The organism is Magnetovibrio blakemorei (assembly GCF_001746755.1).
Classification (GTDB): domain Bacteria; phylum Pseudomonadota; class Alphaproteobacteria; order Rhodospirillales; family Magnetovibrionaceae; genus Magnetovibrio; species Magnetovibrio blakemorei.
On record NZ_MCGG01000008.1, the window covers coordinates 58,369 to 74,705 of the forward strand.

Sequence of the window (16,337 nt, forward strand, 5' to 3'; positions counted from 1 at the left end):
CGTTTACATCTGGATCACGCGGCCCGAGCGCGTTAACCGCCCGCCAACCTGCAAGCGCTTTAAGGCTCTATACAGGGCTTCGTGGGTGAGGCCAATTTCCGTTGCAAAATCCTTCCAAGTGCCGTTCAGCTCCAACCGAGACTGGCCGCTTCTCAGACGCAGGGACAGCGCCGCCATGACGCGATCTTCGGCGGAGCGAATGCTGCGCAATTCCAGGCTAGAGCGCAGCCTTTGCACCTGACTGGCCATGTGGTGACAAAATGCCGCCGCGAAGGCTTGATCGTTTTGCATCAAATTTTGCAGGGCCAATTTGGGAAACTGAGCGACATGGGTCCCGGTCAGAACTTCTCCATCACAATGGTAGACATCCGAAAACAAGGCCGCTTCGGCAAAGATATCACCCGCAGACGCGCGGTGAACGGTCAGCGCTGCACCTTCCACCGTGTAGCGGCGCAATTGAGCGTGTCCTTGCACAATGCCAAAAACAAAACGGGTCGTATCGCCGCGACGAAACAACATACTGTCCGCCGCAAAACGCTCAACCCGCGCTTGCTCGCCCAATCGATCTATGAGCTCTTGCGCATCCATGCCGACCCCTTTCGCCCTGTATGATTGCAATCATATGCGGGATCCAAATCAAGGTCTATATTGCCTGTCAAATCTCAATCCAGAGGACCCACCATGAACCCCAAAACATTTCTTTTTGGCACAATCCTCACCGTCGCGCTGTTGACATCTGGCGCCATCAGTCGGGCGGAAGAGGCGAAGGCTGACAGCGGGTCTGCGGATGCGCGCACCTTGGTCGAAATGCCGAGTCATATGCAAGCCCACATGCTGGGCAATATGCGCGACCACCTTCACGTCTTGGACGACGTGCTGGCGGCACTGGCGAACGGGAATGCCGACGAAGCGGGGAAAATTGTTGAACAGCGCCTGGGCATGTCGTCACTGGACGATCATGGTGCGGCGCATTTGGCGATGTTTATGCCCAAAGGCATGCAGGCCATCGGCACCGAGCTTCACCACGCCGCAAGCCGCTTTGCCCAAGCCGCAGCCAACGCCGATGTGGAACACACCTTTGAATCACAGCAAGCGGTTTTCGAAGCCTTGCAAGGCATCACCGTCCAGTGCAATGCGTGTCACGATGGCTATCGAATCCGTTAAAAATGAGTCTGTTAAGACTGCGTTGGTGAGTTCTCGGGAACATCTGTCGCCAGCGGCATTTCGCCGTCAGGGTCTTGTTCCAACATCTCGGCCACGGCGTCATAGGTGCGGGCGTTGACGTCCATCTGTTCTTTCAAGTCCGCATTTTGGGCGCCGATATCGCGAAAAAAAACAGCGGCATTGCGTAACAGGTTAACGGCTAGCTCGACATGGGTCGCCATGGGAAGACCTTTCGTTGAGGTGTGGACATGAAAAAAGCCCGAACGCGGGCTGATCCCTAAACGATGAATGCCCCCTAGGGTAACGCCCTAGAGCCTGAGATCAAGGTAAAATCCACGCGGCACATCCCCACGCAAGGGCTGATCGGACGATAAAATACGCTTCAATCGCGCCAGAGAGGCTTGGTTTTGCGGCGTTTCGCCTTCATTCATCACATTGGCGCGACGCGAGACGTCTCCGGCACCGGCGTAGCCTTTGCTGGCTTCAAACCGGGCGCTGCCGTTGACGTCACCCGTCCCACCGATGGCCGAATCCGTATTTTGAGCACCATCGCGCCCCGAACCACGGCCATCAAAATCACGCCCATCAAAGCCGCGCCCCTGATTTGAGGAGCGTTGCGGGACGGGTCTGACGACCGGAGCGGAGATGTTAGAAATATCAGCCATAGCGGTAAGTTTGACACATGAAAATTAAGGTTTCGTTAAACGTTGAGGGACCTTAGCAAGGATCAAGCGCCCCGTCATCCCAAACCCGTCATCTCCAAATGCCCATCAAACGCAGAGACCCGTCCATCCCAAAGGATAAACGGGTCTGCGTTGGTTGATCTTCTGATGCTCGCGCTCCTTTACAGAGCGACGAACGTTTGCTCAGGCTTTAACGTCAACCACTCCACCACGCCCATTTGATGCAGGTGCATCCTTATGGGCATCCCGGGATGGGTCTTGTTGTGCATTTTGAGCTGCCTGATTGGCAGCCTCCGTGACAACAACGGCCGCAACCTGCTCCGCCTGTACCGTTTGACGGAGAGCGACGAGTGCTTGTTGAACGTTTGAAGCTGAGCCTGCTGCATTAACAGACATCTTGGCTCTCCTTTCTTGGAACCTCGCCATAAGGCGGCGATTCAAAGCAACGTTTCTGTCGCTGACGCGGATCCGAAACGAATTTTAAGGTCAATCCATTTCGAAACCGCTACTCGTGTCTGTCTGGTGTTTTCAGCAAAACATTTGGCATCCAACACAGACCTTGACGCTCTCTTATACCATAACTTTAAGAAATAGTGAATACGGGATGTTATTTATCCACAAAATACAAAAAAACACCCCCAGCCGATTTGGCCGGGGGTGTTTTGGGTTTGGTGTCTTTGGTATGTCGCGCAAACGTGTTTATTTTTCCAATGCGGCAACGCCGGGCAGGGTCTTGCCTTCGATCCATTCCAAGAATGCACCGCCTGCCGTGGAAATGTAGGTGAAGTCATCCGCAGCGCCCGCATGGGCCAAGGCCGCGACCGTATCGCCACCGCCGGCAACCGACAGCAACGTGCCCGCTTTGGTCAAGCGTGCAGCAGCCTGAGCGGCGGCATTGGTGCCTTTGTCGAACGGTTCGATTTCAAACGCGCCAAACGGACCGTTCCACACCAAGGTTTTGCACGTGGCCAGACGATCTTCCACGTCTTTGATGGTGGCCGGACCCACATCCAAGGCCATCATATCGGCGGGAATCGCGTCAATGCCGACGACTTTGTTGGCGGCACCTGCGGCAAATTCAGCCGCCACCACCAAGTCCAACGGCAATACGATTTCGCAGCCGAAAGAAGCGGCTTCGGCAACAATTTTGCGGGCCGCATCGGCCATGTCTTTTTCACACAACGATTTGCCGACATCATGGCCGTTGGCAAACAAGAAGGTGTTGGCCATGCCGCCACCGATGATGATCATATCGACCTTTTTCGACAAGTTGCCGAGCACTTCCATCTTGGTCGAAACCTTCGCTCCGCCAACCACGGCAGCCACCGGCTTTTGCGGTGTGCCAAGGGCGCCGCCCAACGCTTCCAATTCGGCCTGCATCAGGCGACCGGCAGCGGCCGGCAACCTGTACGCCAAGGCTTCGGTGGAAGCGTGCGCACGGTGCGCCGTCGAAAAGGCATCGTTCACGTAAACGTCGCCAAGGGCAGCAAGGGTATCGGCGAAGGCCGGATCGTTCTTTTCTTCTTCGCCGTGAAAGCGCACGTTTTCCAACATCGCCACGTCGCCGTCCTTCATCGCCGCGATCACCGCTTTGGCACTGTCGCCGATGGTGTCGGTGGCAAAGGCAACCGGGCAGCCCAGGGCCTGGGCCATGGCATCCGCCACCGGCTTCAAGGTCATTTCGGGCACCACTTTGCCTTTGGGACGACCAAAGTGCGACAAGATGATGACCTTTGCGCCGCGTGCCGCCAAATCTTTGATGGTCTGTGCCGAACGGTCGATACGGGTGGTGTCGGACGGTTTGCCGTCCGCCATCGGAACGTTCAAATCAGCGCGCACCAGCACGCGTTTGCCGGCCACGTCGAGATCGTCGATGGTTTTAAAAGTGCTCATGATCAAATCCTTCCTACAGACAAACGTCTGCGTCCCTGTTTCGTTATGGCCTGCTTGTTTAAGGGCCCAATTCAAGATCCTGGCGGCTGGGGAGGAAGGCCGTCGGCGTCTTCGTGCGGGTTTTTATGCGGATTCTTGTGTAAAAAGGCAAGTGAAGAGTCGCGACGATTACCCACCCCGCGGTTTTTGCAGGCTTTTCTCAGAAGCTTTAAGCCGCGCGGAGCTGCAAACGCACCCGCAGCCCCCCCAGATCCGAACGCCCCAGGCTCAAGTTGCCTTGGTACAGTTGGGCCAGTTCCAGCACAATGTTGAGCCCCAAACCGCTGCCCGGCGTCGCTTCGTCCAAGCGTTTGCCGCGTTGCAGAACCGCGCTGCGCTGGTCTTCGGGGATACCGGGGCCATCATCATCAATGTCCAAGATGATGTCGCGGCCGATCCGCTGGGCGCTGACACGCACCTGCGTGCGCGCCCATTTGCAGGCATTGTCCATCAAGTTACCAAGCATTTCTTGAATGTCTTGACGGTCCCCGCCAATGTCTTGCCCCTGCACATTCACCAAGGAAATGATCACGCCCGCACCATCGTTTTTACCCTGGTGAATGCGCACCAAAGTGCGTTTCAGCTCGGTGACGATTTCGCCGACGTCGGCCTTCAAACCGGGTACCCCCATGCCGCCTGCGGCCCGCGCACGGGCCAAATGACGGCTGACCAATTCATTCATAATCTGGACCTGTTCGCCCACCGTCCCAGCGCATTCACTGTGTTTGCCATCGGCTTCGTTGCTCAACACCGCCAAGGGGGTTTTTAAGGCATGGGCCAAATTGCCCGCGTGGGTGCGGGCGCGCTCAATCACTTGCGCGTTATGGTCCAACAATTTGTTCAAGTCATGGACCAGGGGCTCGACTTCACTGGGAAATGTGCCGCTCATACGATCCGATTCGCCGGCATGAATGGCCGCTAATTTTTGCCGCACCAATTTCAGTGGCCGCAAACCCAAAATCACCTGCACCACCACCGCCGCCACCAGCCCTAAGCCCAACAGAAACAAAGAGCCCACCAAGGTTTCCGAAAACTCTTCAACCGCTTGATCCAGCACCTTTGCCGGTCCGGTAAACGTGATGATCACATCTTTGTCAAAACCGGGCAGAACAAACGTTTTTGAGACGGCGCGCAATTTCTCGCCACGAGGGCCATCCATGAAGAAGTTCTTAGTTTGACCACTCTGGGGGTGATGACCACGCAGGCTCTTCATATCCAGAACTTGGTCCCATAACGACCGGGAGCGGCCGAACACCTGATCACCCGCAACGATTTCCCAATACCACCCCGAAAGCGGTCGCTGATAAGACGGGTCGGTGGGGCGGTTTTTCAGCACCAAATGATCGTCCACCACCTCCACATACGACACCAACTCTTCGACGTGGCGTTCCAGCCCAAAATCAAAAGAAGTTTCGACGTGAACGCGAAAATGGTGGCTCAGGACCAACCCGCCAATGACCAGCGCGGCGGCGATCCACGCCACCGAGAGCAAAATCAAACGAACACTGACGGAGCGGCCCAGCATATCTGCCAGCTATCCAAGTGCACCGGGCGGCGATAAACAATAGCCGCGCCCGCGATGCGTTTTGATCAGGTCTGGCGAAAGTTTTTTACGCAGTCTGGCAATAAACACTTCAATGGTGTTGGAATCGCGATCAAAGTCTTGGTCATAAACGTGTTCGATCAATTCCGTCTGTGACACCACCCGACCCTGGTGATGCATGAAATAAGACAACACTTTCAACTCATGCGCGGTCAGCACCACCGCAGCACCGTCCAATGTCACCCGACCGGAGCGGGTATCGAGCTGAACCGGGCCACATTCCAACACAGACGTCGAAAGCCCCGCAGAACGACGAATCAACGCACGAACTCTGGCCAACAGTTCCTCCATATGGAACGGTTTGGTTAAATAATCATCGGCTCCGGCATCAAAACCGCCGACTTTTTCAGTCCAGCTGTCGCGCGCGGTGAGGATCAGCACGGGCATGCTGTGACCCGCTTGTCGCCAATTGTTCAAAACCGAAATGCCGTCAACTTTGGGCAATCCCAAATCCAAAACGATGGCATCGTAAGGTTCCGTCGCGCCCAGAAACTCACCCTCTTCCCCGTCCGGCGCTTGATCAACGCTGTAGCCAGCTTCGCCCAACGCGGTGCAGATTTGGCGGCGCAAATCGGGTTCATCTTCAACGACTAAAATCCGCATTTTTAGACTTTCCCAATTTTAGCGGTCAGACCATATGCACTATCAATCACGGCGTTTTTCATGATCGCGCCCCTTGTCTTCCCGGTTTAAAATCTCAAGTGTTTTGGCATCAAGCTTAACCTTCACCACCAAGCCAGTGGGGGTCAGCACCTTAAATTCATAGATCATCTTTGGGACACCGGCCACCTTACTGTCTTCTTCAAGTTCAACCTCGATCACATTGCCCTTAAAATTTTGCTCGATGACATTCAGCGCCTTGGACAAAGGCTCCACCTCGCCGCGCAGCAAGGCTGCCCGCGCAAGGTCTTGATCGGCTTTGTCCGCAAAGGCCACCCCGGCCACAGACCCGCACAGCAATACGGAGAGGGCGAGAGCCCGCAACGGCCAGGTCCCGGAGCGAACAGATTGTATCTTCATGGCCTCTTCTCATTTTCAGACGTTGATTTAAGCAAACGACACCCAGTAAAACACACGGGTTCCCACACTGGCGAGTGCAAACGATGACCCACGCAATATGAATGAAAGCTGAACAACAAGCTCAGCAAGGGTTCAGTTTAGCACCTGTACGATCTCCACATAACGTCCCCTATTCCCCAAAAGGCAGCCTTTCATGTCTACTGCACAACACAAAAATCCAACTCAAAACCGTCCGGTTAAGGTCTGGGATTTGCCCACGCGGGTGTTTCACTGGACCTTGGTTGCGATGGTGTTGATGGGTTATCTCACGGGCTGGGTTTTTCCCGAAAACACCATGGGTCTGCATTTGTGGGCGGGCTATATCACTGTTTCCTTGTTGGTGTTCCGCCTCACCTGGGGGGCGTTCGGCAGTGAATATGCCCGCCTGGAGACCTTCACTTTTCATCCCGTGCATATTTTACAGCACATGAAAGAACTGGCGACCCTGCGCCCGGTGAAGCATTACATCGGTCACAATCCGACCGGATCACTGATGGTGTTCGGTCTGTTGATTGTGCTGAGCGTGATCACCCTTTCGGGCTTGATCATGTTGGGCGGCGAAGAAAATCAAGGTCCCTTGGCCGGTGTCGCCAGTTACGCCCTGGGTGACGTGGCCAAGGATGTACACGAGGCCTTCGTGATCTTGTTGCTGATGATGATCGTTCTGCACGTTGGCGGCGTATACATGGAAATCAAGCTGACCGGAGAAAAGCTGGTGCGCGCCATGATCACCGGCCTTAAATCCGTGCCCAAGAACACGCCCGCCCTCAAACATCGCAAAGCGCGGGTGTTGCCCGCCACTCTGACCATCGCCGCTTTTGTCGGCGTGGTCGGCAGTGCGCTTTGGTACTTGTCCACCATGCCACCTTCTGGCCTAACGTATCTGCCGCCAAATCAAGCTTATGAATCCCAATGCGGTGATTGCCACAGGCCTTACCATCCCAGCCTGTTACCGGCTGCAAGCTGGACCAAAATGATGGCGGACCTCAGCGATCACTTTGGCGAAGACGCCAGTTTAGACGACGCGACCGTTGCCCAAATCACCGCTTATTTGGTGCAATACGGCTCGGAAGCCTGGGACACAGAAGCCGCCAACCGCTTTCGCATTGTCGATCCGGCCGCCCCCTTTCAAATCACCAAGACCCCTTACTGGATCAACAAACACGAAGACATCGCTCCGGCCATCTTCAAGCGTAAAACAGTAAGTGTCCCATCCAATTGTCCCGCCTGTCATACCGATGATTACAGCGGTCGTTTTGACGACCAGAAAATCAAAATCCCTGAGGAGAAATAACCCATGAAATCCTTCAAAGTGTTCCTAACCACCGTTGCCCTGGCCACCGTCATCAGCGCCACCGTATCCGCCCCGGCGTTTGCAGGCCCCAGAGAAGACATCATCGCTGGCTTTATGGCCCAAGGTGCCGGTCCTGCGGATCTGGCCAACGGCAAGCACATGTATGATACCACCTTCGCCACAGGCAAACCCGACACCCCCAAATGCACCACCTGCCACGGTGCCACACCGCAAGAAGGCGGCCAAACCCGCACCGGAAAAGCCATCGAACCTATGGCTGTGTCCAAGACTCCGGCGCGGTTCACCGACCAAGCCAAAGTCGACAAATGGTTCTTGCGCAACTGCAGTGGCGTCATTGGCCGCGAATGCACGGCGCAGGAAAAAGTCGATTTCATCTCTTACCTTGCCAGCCAATAAAGGAATATTTTGATGCTCAAAATCTCAACCCTGGCAGCCGCGTTATCCGTGTTCGCGCTGACCCTCCCGGCACACGCGGAAAGCTTTACCCCGATTAAAGATCCCAAAATCATTGCGGCGTGCGGCGAATGCCACATGACATACTTCCCGCAAATGCTGCCCCAGGCCTCTTGGTCCAAGATTTTGAGTGATCCGTCCAACCACTTTGGCGAAGACGCCACCCTGACCCCGGCCACCCAGGACTACGTGCTGAACTATTATTTGAATGACGCCGCCGATGTGCAATCGACTCGGGCGGCAAAAAAATGGATGACCGGCGTGGATCTGAAGAATCCACCGTTGAGCATCTCCACAGCACCGCGTTTTGTGCAAAAACACAGCGAACGTGAGTTCACCAGTATGTGGAATCGCAAAAATGTGAAGTCCAAATCCGACTGCGCGGCCTGTCACAAAGACGCCCAGCGCGGCATTTTTGAAGACGATTAAGGCTCCCTCCCCCAACTCCCAAAAAAAGACCCCGAAAAAATCGGGGTCTTTTTTCGTTGGCAGCCAAAGACATTTCAGGTACACCCGGTTTCTAGGTACACCCTGATAGAAGACCTGCATCGCGCTGAGGTCCGTTTACCTTAACTGCGAAACCTTATGTAGGGGCATCATCACAAGGTAAAGGAGCTTGCGCGTGGGTCTATTGATCCCGTTCGCCTGTCAGAACAATGCGACATCTTTTTACTGAATTTAACGTTTCATGGGATCAGATCCATCACCTGATTGTCTCGACCCCGCATTCTCCTTACCTCCGCCGCCATCGAATGACGTACATCATCGGACGCGTACAGTTGGTGGCGTTTGCCTTCGCCATCTTCATTCCGTTGTGGTCGGTGATCGACTATTTCACATTTCCCTGGCCGCAATGGGCTGTTTTAACGGGCATGCGGGCGTGTTCCAGCGCCATGCTGTTTGCCTTGGCTTGGCCCTGGAAAATTGAAGCCTCCCCACGCAACGCCTTTGGCATGACGGCGCTGATGCTGATGGGACCGCCGATTTTCTACCTGGCCTCATTGCCCTTGTTTGCGGGCCTGGAACTGGACACCTTAGGCGAAATTTCATTGTCGCTTTATGGGTTATTGCCGTACATCGTGCTCGCCGGGCTCAGCGTTTTTCCCTTAACCATTGTCGAATGCATTCTCTTTGGCATACCGGTTTTGGCGCTCACGGCCTTTGGTGGGTATATGTCTGATACCTTTACCTGGGCCAGTTACATCGGCAATTTGTGGTTGGCGCTGGTGATTTTCGGCGTGTCCATGTTCGCCGGTGTGTCCAGCTTGCGCTATATGATCGCCTTGGTCAGTCGCGCCAGCCTTGATCCTTTGACCAACACCTACACGCGACGCAGCGGTTCTGAAATCATCGACATGCAGTTTCGCGTTTCTGCACGCCAAGACGCACCGTTCGCCATCGTCTTTTTTGATCTGGACCACTTCAAATCCATCAACGACAGCTATGGTCACGACGAAGGCGACAAAACCTTGGTCATGTTCACGCAAAACCTGCGCGATTTGTTGCGCGGCAGTGACACCATTGTGCGTTGGGGCGGCGAAGAATTTTTGGTCGCTCTGCCCAACACCGATGTCCGTGGTGCCCGTCTGGTGGTGGGACGCATTATTGAAAAATGGCTCGGCACCCGCCCGGACGGCACCGCGTTAACCGCCAGCATCGGTGTTGCAGAACGCAAAGTGGATTCTCTGGTCGATTGGTCCGACTTGGTAGAATTGGCCGACAAACGCATGTACGTCGCCAAAGAAACTGGCCGCAAGCGCGCCGTCTTTGGGGAAAACGATGTGTTGGCCGAAGGCGACTCTTACGAACTTGAGACCGCCTGAAGGTCCGTTCCTCATGTCCTCAGCCCTGCCCCGCCCTTTATGGGGATAGGGAGATGGGCATATGGCAAAAAAGACCGCCCCGAAGGACGGCCTAGAGTTGACGAACAATGGCGTTAAAATAATGCCGTACTTGAAACTCAAGCGTCTATAGGCTCAAGCCTTTAGGTCCGGCAGACCTAAAATTGCACCCTTGCAGTACATATGCATTCTCTAATATATCGGCCAGAATTGCAAGAAATTTGTGTTAAATAGAGTAATTAAAAAGAACACCCTAATAAGGTGAAACAACACCTTTATCTTTTAGGAAAGACACAAACTGCAAATCGCCTTTGACCACATCTTCAATCAAAAGCGTCGCCATCTCTTGAAAACACCGATCAATACGGTCGGGGTTGCGCTGGTCCATGCACAAGACTTTCACCGCTTTGGCTTTGAGCACCAGTTCACCATGAAACAAGGCGTGATCTTTGAGCCGCGGATATCCCAGCTTCCCCAACAAGTCTTCTTCTGACTTAAAATGGTCTATGCAAATTTTCAGAAAATCGTCCAAAAGCGTTGCGCATCGGTCATATTCCCCCGCAGCCACAGCGTCCGCCACGCTGTTGATCGCGTTCACAATTTTTTTGTGTTCCCCATCAATGACGGGGTGGCCTGTCAAGAATGTATCGAGCATTTCTATATGCATGAGGATGCCTATTTATCGGTTTATGAACCTCATCTGGCACGTAGAATTGTATCGCGATTTCACCAAATTGTGAAGCGCGCCTAACGGACGTCGCGGGTCTTTTTCTCGCTCTGTTCCAGCAGCTTTGGCGTTACGTCCTGAGCCTTGCGCCGTTCAATCTTGCGGGTTTGAATGAGGCGATTCATTTCCGATTTCACCTGGGCGCGTTCGGCGGAATCTGTTGATTTCGACAGCAAGGCTCGATAGTGGGTGCGCTCCGCCTCGCTCAGCAAACTTGTATCATGGGCCGCTTGGGCAAACGCGTTCGTGCCCCCCATCAAAAAACCCAAAAGCACAAACAACCCCCCCAAAGGGCGAACAAACGACATCAAAAGCAATCCTTTTCGCAATGAAGGTCATATGAGGTGCGAAGACGGTTCCGTCAACGCGGTGTTTCTTTAAGTCGGTCCAGGCGCAGGCGATCACGTTCATCACCCAGCCGCTTGGCCGTCGCCAGCACCGCCATCAACGCCCCCAGCGACGTGGTCCCCGCCAGCAAAAACATGATGAGAATTTGATATTTGACCGCCTCGGTGGGATCGACCCCGGCCAAAATCTGCCCCGTCATCATGCCGGGCAGGGATATCAGGCCCGCCGCCGACATGGCGTTGATGATCGGTATCAGGCCCGCGCGCATGGCTTCGCGCACATAAGGCTTCACCGCATCACGGCGCGCATGACCCAAAACCAAACGCGCTTCGATGGCGTCTTTTTCCCGCTTCAAGGTCGCGCTCAACCGCTCCATGCCCACCGAAATTCCGGTCAGGGTGTTGCCCAACATCATGCCCAACAGCGGCAAAGCGAAACGTGGGTCGTACCAAGGTTCCGGGCGCACGGCGGTGGTCAGCGCCAAGATGGTGACGATGCCGCCCGCCGTCAGCAGCGCCGAGGTGGCGATGGAATAGCTCCACCCGCCGCGCAGTTTGATGGATTGACGAGCGGTGACTTCACGCCCCGCCAACAAAATCATCGCCAGCGCCGCCAACCCGGTCCACAACGGCGACACCATTTCAAACAGCATCTTCAGCACCAACCCGATGAGGGTCAGCTGCACCGTGGTGCGCAACGCGGCAACGCCCAAAGACTTTTCCAGGCCCAAATTCATGGCCACCGACAGCCCCCCCGCCAGCAGCAACAAGACCGACGCAATGGCCAAATCGATATAGCTCAGTTGCACATAAACCCCGGTCATGGTGTCCCCTCCACCAATTGGCCGCTGGTCATATCAAGGCGGCGGGTGCTCAAGCGTTTGGCCTGGGCCATGTCATGAGTGACGAACAACACCGCCACGCCCCCGGCGGCCACCTCACCGACCAGCTTTTCAACGCGCGTCGCGTTGTCCGCGTCCAGACCCGATGTCGGCTCATCCAACAACAGAACTTTGGGCGCATAAGCCAGCGCCCGCGCCAAGGCCAGACGTTGGCGTTCTCCGGTGGAAAGGTTGCTCACCTGCCAGCCCAGCGCCGTGGATTCAAGCCCTAATCGGTGCAAGGTGTCTTTGACCAGGGCAAGGGACAGGCCTGCAAAATGGGGTTCAACCGTATCCGCCCACCAGCCCGTGTGTGCGGGCACGTACATGACTTGGCGACGCCAATCGGGCGCGCTCATGGATTCGCGACTTTCCCCCAACAGGCTCAAGGTGCCCTCATTGGGGTCCAAATCGGCAATGGCGCGCAGCAGCAAAGACTTGCCCACGCCGCTGGGCCCGCACAACGCCACGATGTCGTGCGCGGCCACATCCAAATCGACAGGCCCAATGGATAGGCGTTTTAAGTTCCGAACGCTGAGCATCATCCAGCCATAGCATTGTCATGTGACGAATCATAGTGGAGACGCGCTGAGCTTGGGTATACTGGGGGTATGGCGAATCACTCTTCCCTCCCGCCCGAAATCCTGATGCCCGAGACGTTTGCCTTGGTCGCAGGGGTGCGCGCGGCTTATGTGGTTGAGCCCACCGGCGAAGTGGTGTCACTGAGCTTTACGGATGCCGCCCGGCGTCTCAAATCCGGACCACCGCCAGTGCTCTGCCACGCCCGCCAGACGGCGGCGCGCCTCAAGATGGATGGTCTGCGCGGCTTTGATGTGTTGGAGTTGTTTGCCTTCATTGAGCCCGCCCGCTTTTGTCTGCCAACGCCGGGCGGCGTGGCCCAAGCGTTGGGTTTGAGTGTACCGCGCGGTCATGAAGACGAAGCCATCAGTTTGCTCACCAGCGCGCGCACCTTGTTGGAACGCCTGAGCGCCCGGCTCACATCCGACGCCCAAGACGCCCGCCAAGCGGCGCGTTTGGCCCACGCCATGAACGCGGGCGGATGGCCGTGGGCACGCCCGGTATTGGCCGCCCTAGGTGAAGGCGACACACCCCATTCGCAAAACGCGGCGCGGGCCTTTCGCGTGTGGGAAGGTCTGCCCAAGTGGGAAGAACGCGGCGGCGAAACGCCCCCCGGCGACGCCCCCGTCAGCCCCCAGGAAGCCCGCCAACGCTTAGATGCGTTGCTGGCGGGCGGGCGGGCGGAAAAACGCACCGAGCAGCAAATGTTCACCGCGGGCGTCACCGCCGCGTTTGATCCCTGCGACATTCCGGGCCAGCCTCGGTTCGTGTTGGCCGAAGCCGGAACCGGGGTCGGCAAGACTTTGGGCTACGTCGCCCCCGCCAGCGTGTGGGCGGATAAAAACGCCGGTGCGGTGTGGCTATCGACTTACACCCGCAACCTGCAACGCCAGCTGGACGGCGAAATGGATCGCCTTTATCCCGATCCGGAGCAGAAAAAACGCTACGTGGTGGTCCGCAAGGGCCGGGAAAATTATTTCTGCCTGCTGAATTTCCAAGAGGCCCTAAGCCGTTTGCAAATGCGCCCCGACGGGGCCATCGCCTTGGGGCTGGTGGCCAGGTGGGCCGGCAAGACGCGGGACGGTGACATGATCGGTGGCGACTTTCCCGCTTGGGTCGGCAGTTTGCTGGGTCGGGGCCTGACGGCAGAGCTCACCGACACCAAGGGCGAATGCACCTATACGCTCTGTGAACACTTCAACCGCTGTTTTATCGAACATTCCAAGCGCCGCGCCAAACGCGCCAAGCTGGTGATCGCCAACCATGCGTTGGTGATGATCCAGACCGCCTTGAACGCGGGCGGCGGCGCGGCAGCGGAAGGCGGCGCACCGACGCGGTTTGTTTTCGACGAAGGCCACCATGTCTTCGACGCCGCCGATTCCGCCTTTGCTGCGCATCTGTCAGGACAAGAAACCGCCGATCTCAGGCGCTGGATTTTGGGCGCGGAAGAAGGCCGCCGAACGCGCTCGAAAGGCTTGAAAGCCCGCCTCGACGATTTAACCGCAGACGATGAAAAGCTCGACCATTTGGTTCAAGATGTGCGCCAAGCGGCCCACGTGTTGCCCGGTCCCAACTGGCGCACACGGCTCAACGACACCGTCTCACAAGCCCCCTCGTCCGGTGCTGCGGAAGCGTTTTTGGCCTTTGTGCGCCAGCAGGTTTATGCCCGCGACAAAGGGTCTGATGGCGGCTATTCGCTGGAATGCGAGGCCTTTCCCCCTATTGACGGCTTGTTGGACGTGGCGCTGGAATTGGACCAGGCGCTGATGACCTTGGAAAACCCCATCAAGGGGCTGATCAAGCGCTTGCTCAACAAACTGGACGACGAAGCGGTGGAGCTGGAAACGTCCGAGCGCACCCGCATCGAAGCCTTAGCGGGCAGCTTAGAACGCCGCGCCTTGTTGCCCGTTCAAGCGTGGCGCTCCATGCTCAAGGCACTGCGCGAAACGCCTGTTTTGGATGGAAATGCCACACCGGAAAAGCCCAGCGACTTCGTCGATTGGATGAGTGTCGAACGCACCCACGGGCGCGATTTGGATGTCGGCCTCAACCGCCATTGGATCGACCCCACCAAACCGTTCGCGGCCGCCATGAGCCAGACCGCCCAGGGTGTCTTGATCACCTCGGCTACCTTGCGCGACGAAGGCGAATGGACCAGCGCCGATCAGCGCACCGGGGCCAAGCACATGCAAAGCCCCATCGTTTACGTGGCGCAAAAATCACCGTTTGATTACGCCCGCCAGACGCGCATTTTGGTGGTCACGGACTTAAACAAAAATTCCGTCAGCCAAGTGTCGGCGGCGTATCGGGAATTGTTTTTGGCCGCGGGCGGCGGCGGCTTGGGGCTGTTCACCGCCATCCACCGGTTGCGCGCTGTGCACGAACGCATTGCGCCCGATTTGGACCAACAAGGCTTTCCGCTCTATGCCCAACACATCGATCCGTTGGACGTCGGCACGCTGGTGGACATCTTCAAGGCCGAGCCCAATTCGTGCCTGTTCGGCACCGATGCGGTGCGCGACGGCGTGGACGTTCCGGGCCAATCGTTGCGTTTGATCGTGTTTGACCGGGTGCCGTGGCCGCGCCCCGACATCTTGATGCGGGCCCGGCGCGATCACTTTGGCGGGCGGGCGTATGACGAAATGCTCACGCGCCTGAAACTCAAACAAGCCTACGGGCGTTTGGTGCGCAAAAAAGACGATCAGGGCGTGTTTGTCATGCTGGACAGCGCCCTGCCGTCGCGCATCGCCACAGCGTTTCCCAAGGATGTGGAAATCCAACGGGTTGGTTTGAAGGACGCGATTTTAGAAACAAAGGCTTTTTTGTCCGATCACGCTTGAACCCCCGCCTCAAACAGCCCACATTGATTATAGGGTTATAACAGGGGTTAAGTCAGAAAGGACCGCACGCATGGGGGAGCGCATCTCCATCTCCAAAGCCGCCAAGCTCATGGGCATCAACCGCCACGAGCTGTGTGAGCGACTGTGCAGCGCGGGCATCGAAGGGTTTGAAGGCAAGGTCGAGCTGGATCAAGTCAAAAGCATTTCGCCCAAACTCACCATCGACGAGACCTCGGTTTCCGAGCGCCTACGCCTGATCCGCCAAACCGCGCGCCGCCGCCAAGGGGTCGCGCCGCCGCGCAAAAAAGCCCTCGAGTTGCAAGACGAGCTCGACCGCATGCACAACAAGTGGCTGCTGGAGCGCAAAAAGGCCCAAGAATTCAGTGTCCTGTTGGACGCCATGATCGACGAACTGGGCCACTGGCAGGCCAGTGAAGACAAAAACAAAGCCAAATTCGCGATTGAGTTTTCTCATTGGATTTGTAAGCAGTTTGAGGGCTGAGGCGTGAGTCCTTCCCCTACCTACAAAATGCCCCTTCGGGTTACTGGCGAAACGCCCCTTCGGGTCGATATTTGTCCATCACCCGATCCAGCATGTCATTGGTGATTGAGGGATTGGCCTGTTGCAGACACGGCAGCAAGATGGCCTTGTTTTGACGCTGCTGCACTCCCGTCGGATATTTGTTTGGTTCCGGATGCACCGGCAAAAAACACCCCTTAAACTGCGCCTCACTCACCCCCAAATCCACCGCAACCCGATCCGTCGGACGATTGGGATCGGCGTCGGCAAAACTCAGTGTGCCGAACACAGCAACTGCCAAGAAAACCAAAAGCGTAAAGATGACGTTCATCGTTTCCCCCCAATGGTGGTTCTTGAGACGCCCGTCAGTTTAGATCTACAGAGGGCGAAAAT

The 16,337-nt window shown here is 56.4% G+C and carries 20 protein-coding genes; 7 read left to right on the forward strand and 13 right to left on the reverse strand.

Annotated features, from left to right (window positions below):
- Window positions 1–3 precede the first annotated feature (3 nt).
- Window positions 4–588, reverse strand: a complete 585-nt coding sequence (locus BEN30_RS01895) for a Crp/Fnr family transcriptional regulator (protein ID WP_069956645.1) — start codon at window positions 586–588, stop codon at window positions 4–6.
- A 93-nt stretch (window positions 589–681) separates the two neighbouring features.
- Here BEN30_RS01895 and BEN30_RS01900 point away from each other — a divergent pair, with 93 nt between their 5' ends.
- Window positions 682–1,164, forward strand: a complete 483-nt coding sequence (locus BEN30_RS01900) for a cytochrome c (RefSeq protein WP_069956646.1) — start codon at window positions 682–684, stop codon at window positions 1,162–1,164.
- A gap of 11 nt (window positions 1,165–1,175) precedes the next feature.
- Here the strand turns inward: BEN30_RS01900 and BEN30_RS01905 are convergent, their stop codons facing one another.
- The 7 genes from BEN30_RS01905 to BEN30_RS01930 all read right to left on the reverse strand — a co-directional run bounded on the left by BEN30_RS01905 (window position 1,176) and on the right by BEN30_RS01930 (window position 6,402).
- Window positions 1,176–1,385: a hypothetical protein gene (locus tag BEN30_RS01905; RefSeq protein WP_069956647.1), complete on the reverse strand. Its 210-nt coding sequence runs from the start codon at window positions 1,383–1,385 to the stop codon at window positions 1,176–1,178.
- Between the two features lie 87 nt (window positions 1,386–1,472).
- Entirely contained in the window at window positions 1,473–1,829 is a 357-nt protein-coding gene (locus BEN30_RS01910) for a hypothetical protein (RefSeq protein WP_069956648.1), read from the reverse strand.
- A 201-nt stretch (window positions 1,830–2,030) separates the two neighbouring features.
- Window positions 2,031–2,243, reverse strand: coding sequence for a hypothetical protein (locus tag BEN30_RS18225; RefSeq protein ID WP_139134799.1), 213 nt, complete (start codon window positions 2,241–2,243; stop codon window positions 2,031–2,033).
- A 303-nt stretch (window positions 2,244–2,546) separates the two neighbouring features.
- Window positions 2,547–3,740: a phosphoglycerate kinase gene (locus BEN30_RS01915; RefSeq protein ID WP_069956649.1), complete on the reverse strand. Its 1,194-nt coding sequence runs from the start codon at window positions 3,738–3,740 to the stop codon at window positions 2,547–2,549.
- A gap of 208 nt (window positions 3,741–3,948) precedes the next feature.
- Window positions 3,949–5,304 (reverse strand): ATP-binding protein, encoded by a 1,356-nt coding sequence (locus tag BEN30_RS01920; RefSeq protein WP_069956650.1) that lies wholly within the window; start codon window positions 5,302–5,304, stop codon window positions 3,949–3,951.
- Window positions 5,305–5,313: 9 nt separating this feature from the next.
- Window positions 5,314–5,985 (reverse strand): response regulator transcription factor, encoded by a 672-nt coding sequence (locus tag BEN30_RS01925; RefSeq protein ID WP_069956651.1) that lies wholly within the window; start codon window positions 5,983–5,985, stop codon window positions 5,314–5,316.
- A gap of 42 nt (window positions 5,986–6,027) precedes the next feature.
- Window positions 6,028–6,402, reverse strand: coding sequence for a PepSY domain-containing protein (locus BEN30_RS01930; protein ID WP_069956652.1), 375 nt, complete (start codon window positions 6,400–6,402; stop codon window positions 6,028–6,030).
- A 193-nt stretch (window positions 6,403–6,595) separates the two neighbouring features.
- On the opposite strand from BEN30_RS01930, the gene BEN30_RS01935 reads away from it, so the two are divergent.
- The 4 genes from BEN30_RS01935 to BEN30_RS01950 all read left to right on the forward strand — a co-directional run bounded on the left by BEN30_RS01935 (window position 6,596) and on the right by BEN30_RS01950 (window position 10,032).
- On the forward strand, window positions 6,596–7,735 hold the full coding sequence (locus tag BEN30_RS01935; RefSeq protein WP_084004909.1) for a cytochrome b/b6 domain-containing protein: 1,140 nt from the start codon (window positions 6,596–6,598) through the stop codon (window positions 7,733–7,735).
- A gap of 3 nt (window positions 7,736–7,738) precedes the next feature.
- Window positions 7,739–8,152: a DUF1924 domain-containing protein gene (locus tag BEN30_RS01940; RefSeq protein WP_084004910.1), complete on the forward strand. Its 414-nt coding sequence runs from the start codon at window positions 7,739–7,741 to the stop codon at window positions 8,150–8,152.
- Between the two features lie 12 nt (window positions 8,153–8,164).
- The gene (locus tag BEN30_RS01945; RefSeq protein ID WP_069956654.1) at window positions 8,165–8,638 is read left to right on the forward strand and encodes a hypothetical protein; all 474 of its coding nucleotides are present in this window, start codon (window positions 8,165–8,167) and stop codon (window positions 8,636–8,638) included.
- Between the two features lie 323 nt (window positions 8,639–8,961).
- Window positions 8,962–10,032: a sensor domain-containing diguanylate cyclase gene (locus BEN30_RS01950; RefSeq protein WP_170826928.1), complete on the forward strand. Its 1,071-nt coding sequence runs from the start codon at window positions 8,962–8,964 to the stop codon at window positions 10,030–10,032.
- Window positions 10,033–10,303: 271 nt separating this feature from the next.
- Here BEN30_RS01950 and BEN30_RS01955 read toward each other — a convergent pair whose 3' ends face one another.
- The 4 genes from BEN30_RS01955 to BEN30_RS01970 all read right to left on the reverse strand — a co-directional run bounded on the left by BEN30_RS01955 (window position 10,304) and on the right by BEN30_RS01970 (window position 12,550).
- Window positions 10,304–10,717: a bacteriohemerythrin gene (locus BEN30_RS01955; RefSeq protein WP_069956656.1), complete on the reverse strand. Its 414-nt coding sequence runs from the start codon at window positions 10,715–10,717 to the stop codon at window positions 10,304–10,306.
- A gap of 80 nt (window positions 10,718–10,797) precedes the next feature.
- Window positions 10,798–11,085, reverse strand: a complete 288-nt coding sequence (locus tag BEN30_RS01960) for a hypothetical protein (protein WP_069956657.1) — start codon at window positions 11,083–11,085, stop codon at window positions 10,798–10,800.
- 53 nt (window positions 11,086–11,138) lie between these two features.
- On the reverse strand, window positions 11,139–11,948 hold the full coding sequence (locus BEN30_RS01965; RefSeq protein WP_069956658.1) for an ABC transporter permease: 810 nt from the start codon (window positions 11,946–11,948) through the stop codon (window positions 11,139–11,141).
- Window positions 11,945–12,550, reverse strand: coding sequence for an ABC transporter ATP-binding protein (locus BEN30_RS01970; protein WP_245648955.1), 606 nt, complete (start codon window positions 12,548–12,550; stop codon window positions 11,945–11,947). The genes BEN30_RS01965 and BEN30_RS01970 overlap by 4 nt, the downstream gene beginning before the upstream one ends.
- A gap of 66 nt (window positions 12,551–12,616) precedes the next feature.
- On the opposite strand from BEN30_RS01970, the gene BEN30_RS01975 reads away from it, so the two are divergent.
- Together BEN30_RS01975 and BEN30_RS01980 are read left to right on the forward strand one after the other, a co-directional pair.
- Entirely contained in the window at window positions 12,617–15,424 is a 2,808-nt protein-coding gene (locus BEN30_RS01975; RefSeq protein ID WP_069956659.1) for an ATP-dependent DNA helicase, read from the forward strand.
- Between the two features lie 70 nt (window positions 15,425–15,494).
- Window positions 15,495–15,926: a hypothetical protein gene (locus tag BEN30_RS01980; protein WP_069956660.1), complete on the forward strand. Its 432-nt coding sequence runs from the start codon at window positions 15,495–15,497 to the stop codon at window positions 15,924–15,926.
- Between the two features lie 40 nt (window positions 15,927–15,966).
- On the opposite strand, the gene BEN30_RS01985 is transcribed toward BEN30_RS01980, so the two are convergent.
- Window positions 15,967–16,275 (reverse strand): hypothetical protein, encoded by a 309-nt coding sequence (locus tag BEN30_RS01985; RefSeq protein ID WP_069956661.1) that lies wholly within the window; start codon window positions 16,273–16,275, stop codon window positions 15,967–15,969.
- Between the last annotated feature and the right edge of the window lie 62 nt (window positions 16,276–16,337).

What these genes read in the sequence shown, in the direction of transcription:
- BEN30_RS01895 (WP_069956645.1), bottom strand. Translation starts at nt 588, where the DNA reads ATGGATGCGCAAGAGCTCATAGATCGATTGGGCGAGCAAGCGCGGGTT.
- BEN30_RS01900 (WP_069956646.1), top strand. Translation starts at nt 682, where the DNA reads ATGAACCCCAAAACATTTCTTTTTGGCACAATCCTCACCGTCGCGCTG.
- BEN30_RS01905 (WP_069956647.1), bottom strand. Translation starts at nt 1,385, where the DNA reads ATGGCGACCCATGTCGAGCTAGCCGTTAACCTGTTACGCAATGCCGCT.
- BEN30_RS01910 (WP_069956648.1), bottom strand. Translation starts at nt 1,829, where the DNA reads ATGGCTGATATTTCTAACATCTCCGCTCCGGTCGTCAGACCCGTCCCG.
- BEN30_RS18225 (WP_139134799.1), bottom strand. Translation starts at nt 2,243, where the DNA reads ATGTCTGTTAATGCAGCAGGCTCAGCTTCAAACGTTCAACAAGCACTC.
- BEN30_RS01915 (WP_069956649.1), bottom strand. Translation starts at nt 3,740, where the DNA reads ATGAGCACTTTTAAAACCATCGACGATCTCGACGTGGCCGGCAAACGC.
- BEN30_RS01920 (WP_069956650.1), bottom strand. Translation starts at nt 5,304, where the DNA reads ATGCTGGGCCGCTCCGTCAGTGTTCGTTTGATTTTGCTCTCGGTGGCG.
- BEN30_RS01925 (WP_069956651.1), bottom strand. Translation starts at nt 5,985, where the DNA reads ATGCGGATTTTAGTCGTTGAAGATGAACCCGATTTGCGCCGCCAAATC.
- BEN30_RS01930 (WP_069956652.1), bottom strand. Translation starts at nt 6,402, where the DNA reads ATGAAGATACAATCTGTTCGCTCCGGGACCTGGCCGTTGCGGGCTCTC.
- BEN30_RS01935 (WP_084004909.1), top strand. Translation starts at nt 6,596, where the DNA reads ATGTCTACTGCACAACACAAAAATCCAACTCAAAACCGTCCGGTTAAG.
- BEN30_RS01940 (WP_084004910.1), top strand. Translation starts at nt 7,739, where the DNA reads ATGAAATCCTTCAAAGTGTTCCTAACCACCGTTGCCCTGGCCACCGTC.
- BEN30_RS01945 (WP_069956654.1), top strand. Translation starts at nt 8,165, where the DNA reads ATGCTCAAAATCTCAACCCTGGCAGCCGCGTTATCCGTGTTCGCGCTG.
- BEN30_RS01950 (WP_170826928.1), top strand. Translation starts at nt 8,962, where the DNA reads ATGACGTACATCATCGGACGCGTACAGTTGGTGGCGTTTGCCTTCGCC.
- BEN30_RS01955 (WP_069956656.1), bottom strand. Translation starts at nt 10,717, where the DNA reads ATGCATATAGAAATGCTCGATACATTCTTGACAGGCCACCCCGTCATT.
- BEN30_RS01960 (WP_069956657.1), bottom strand. Translation starts at nt 11,085, where the DNA reads ATGTCGTTTGTTCGCCCTTTGGGGGGGTTGTTTGTGCTTTTGGGTTTT.
- BEN30_RS01965 (WP_069956658.1), bottom strand. Translation starts at nt 11,948, where the DNA reads ATGACCGGGGTTTATGTGCAACTGAGCTATATCGATTTGGCCATTGCG.
- BEN30_RS01970 (WP_245648955.1), bottom strand. Translation starts at nt 12,550, where the DNA reads ATGATGCTCAGCGTTCGGAACTTAAAACGCCTATCCATTGGGCCTGTC.
- BEN30_RS01975 (WP_069956659.1), top strand. Translation starts at nt 12,617, where the DNA reads ATGGCGAATCACTCTTCCCTCCCGCCCGAAATCCTGATGCCCGAGACG.
- BEN30_RS01980 (WP_069956660.1), top strand. Translation starts at nt 15,495, where the DNA reads ATGGGGGAGCGCATCTCCATCTCCAAAGCCGCCAAGCTCATGGGCATC.
- BEN30_RS01985 (WP_069956661.1), bottom strand. Translation starts at nt 16,275, where the DNA reads ATGAACGTCATCTTTACGCTTTTGGTTTTCTTGGCAGTTGCTGTGTTC.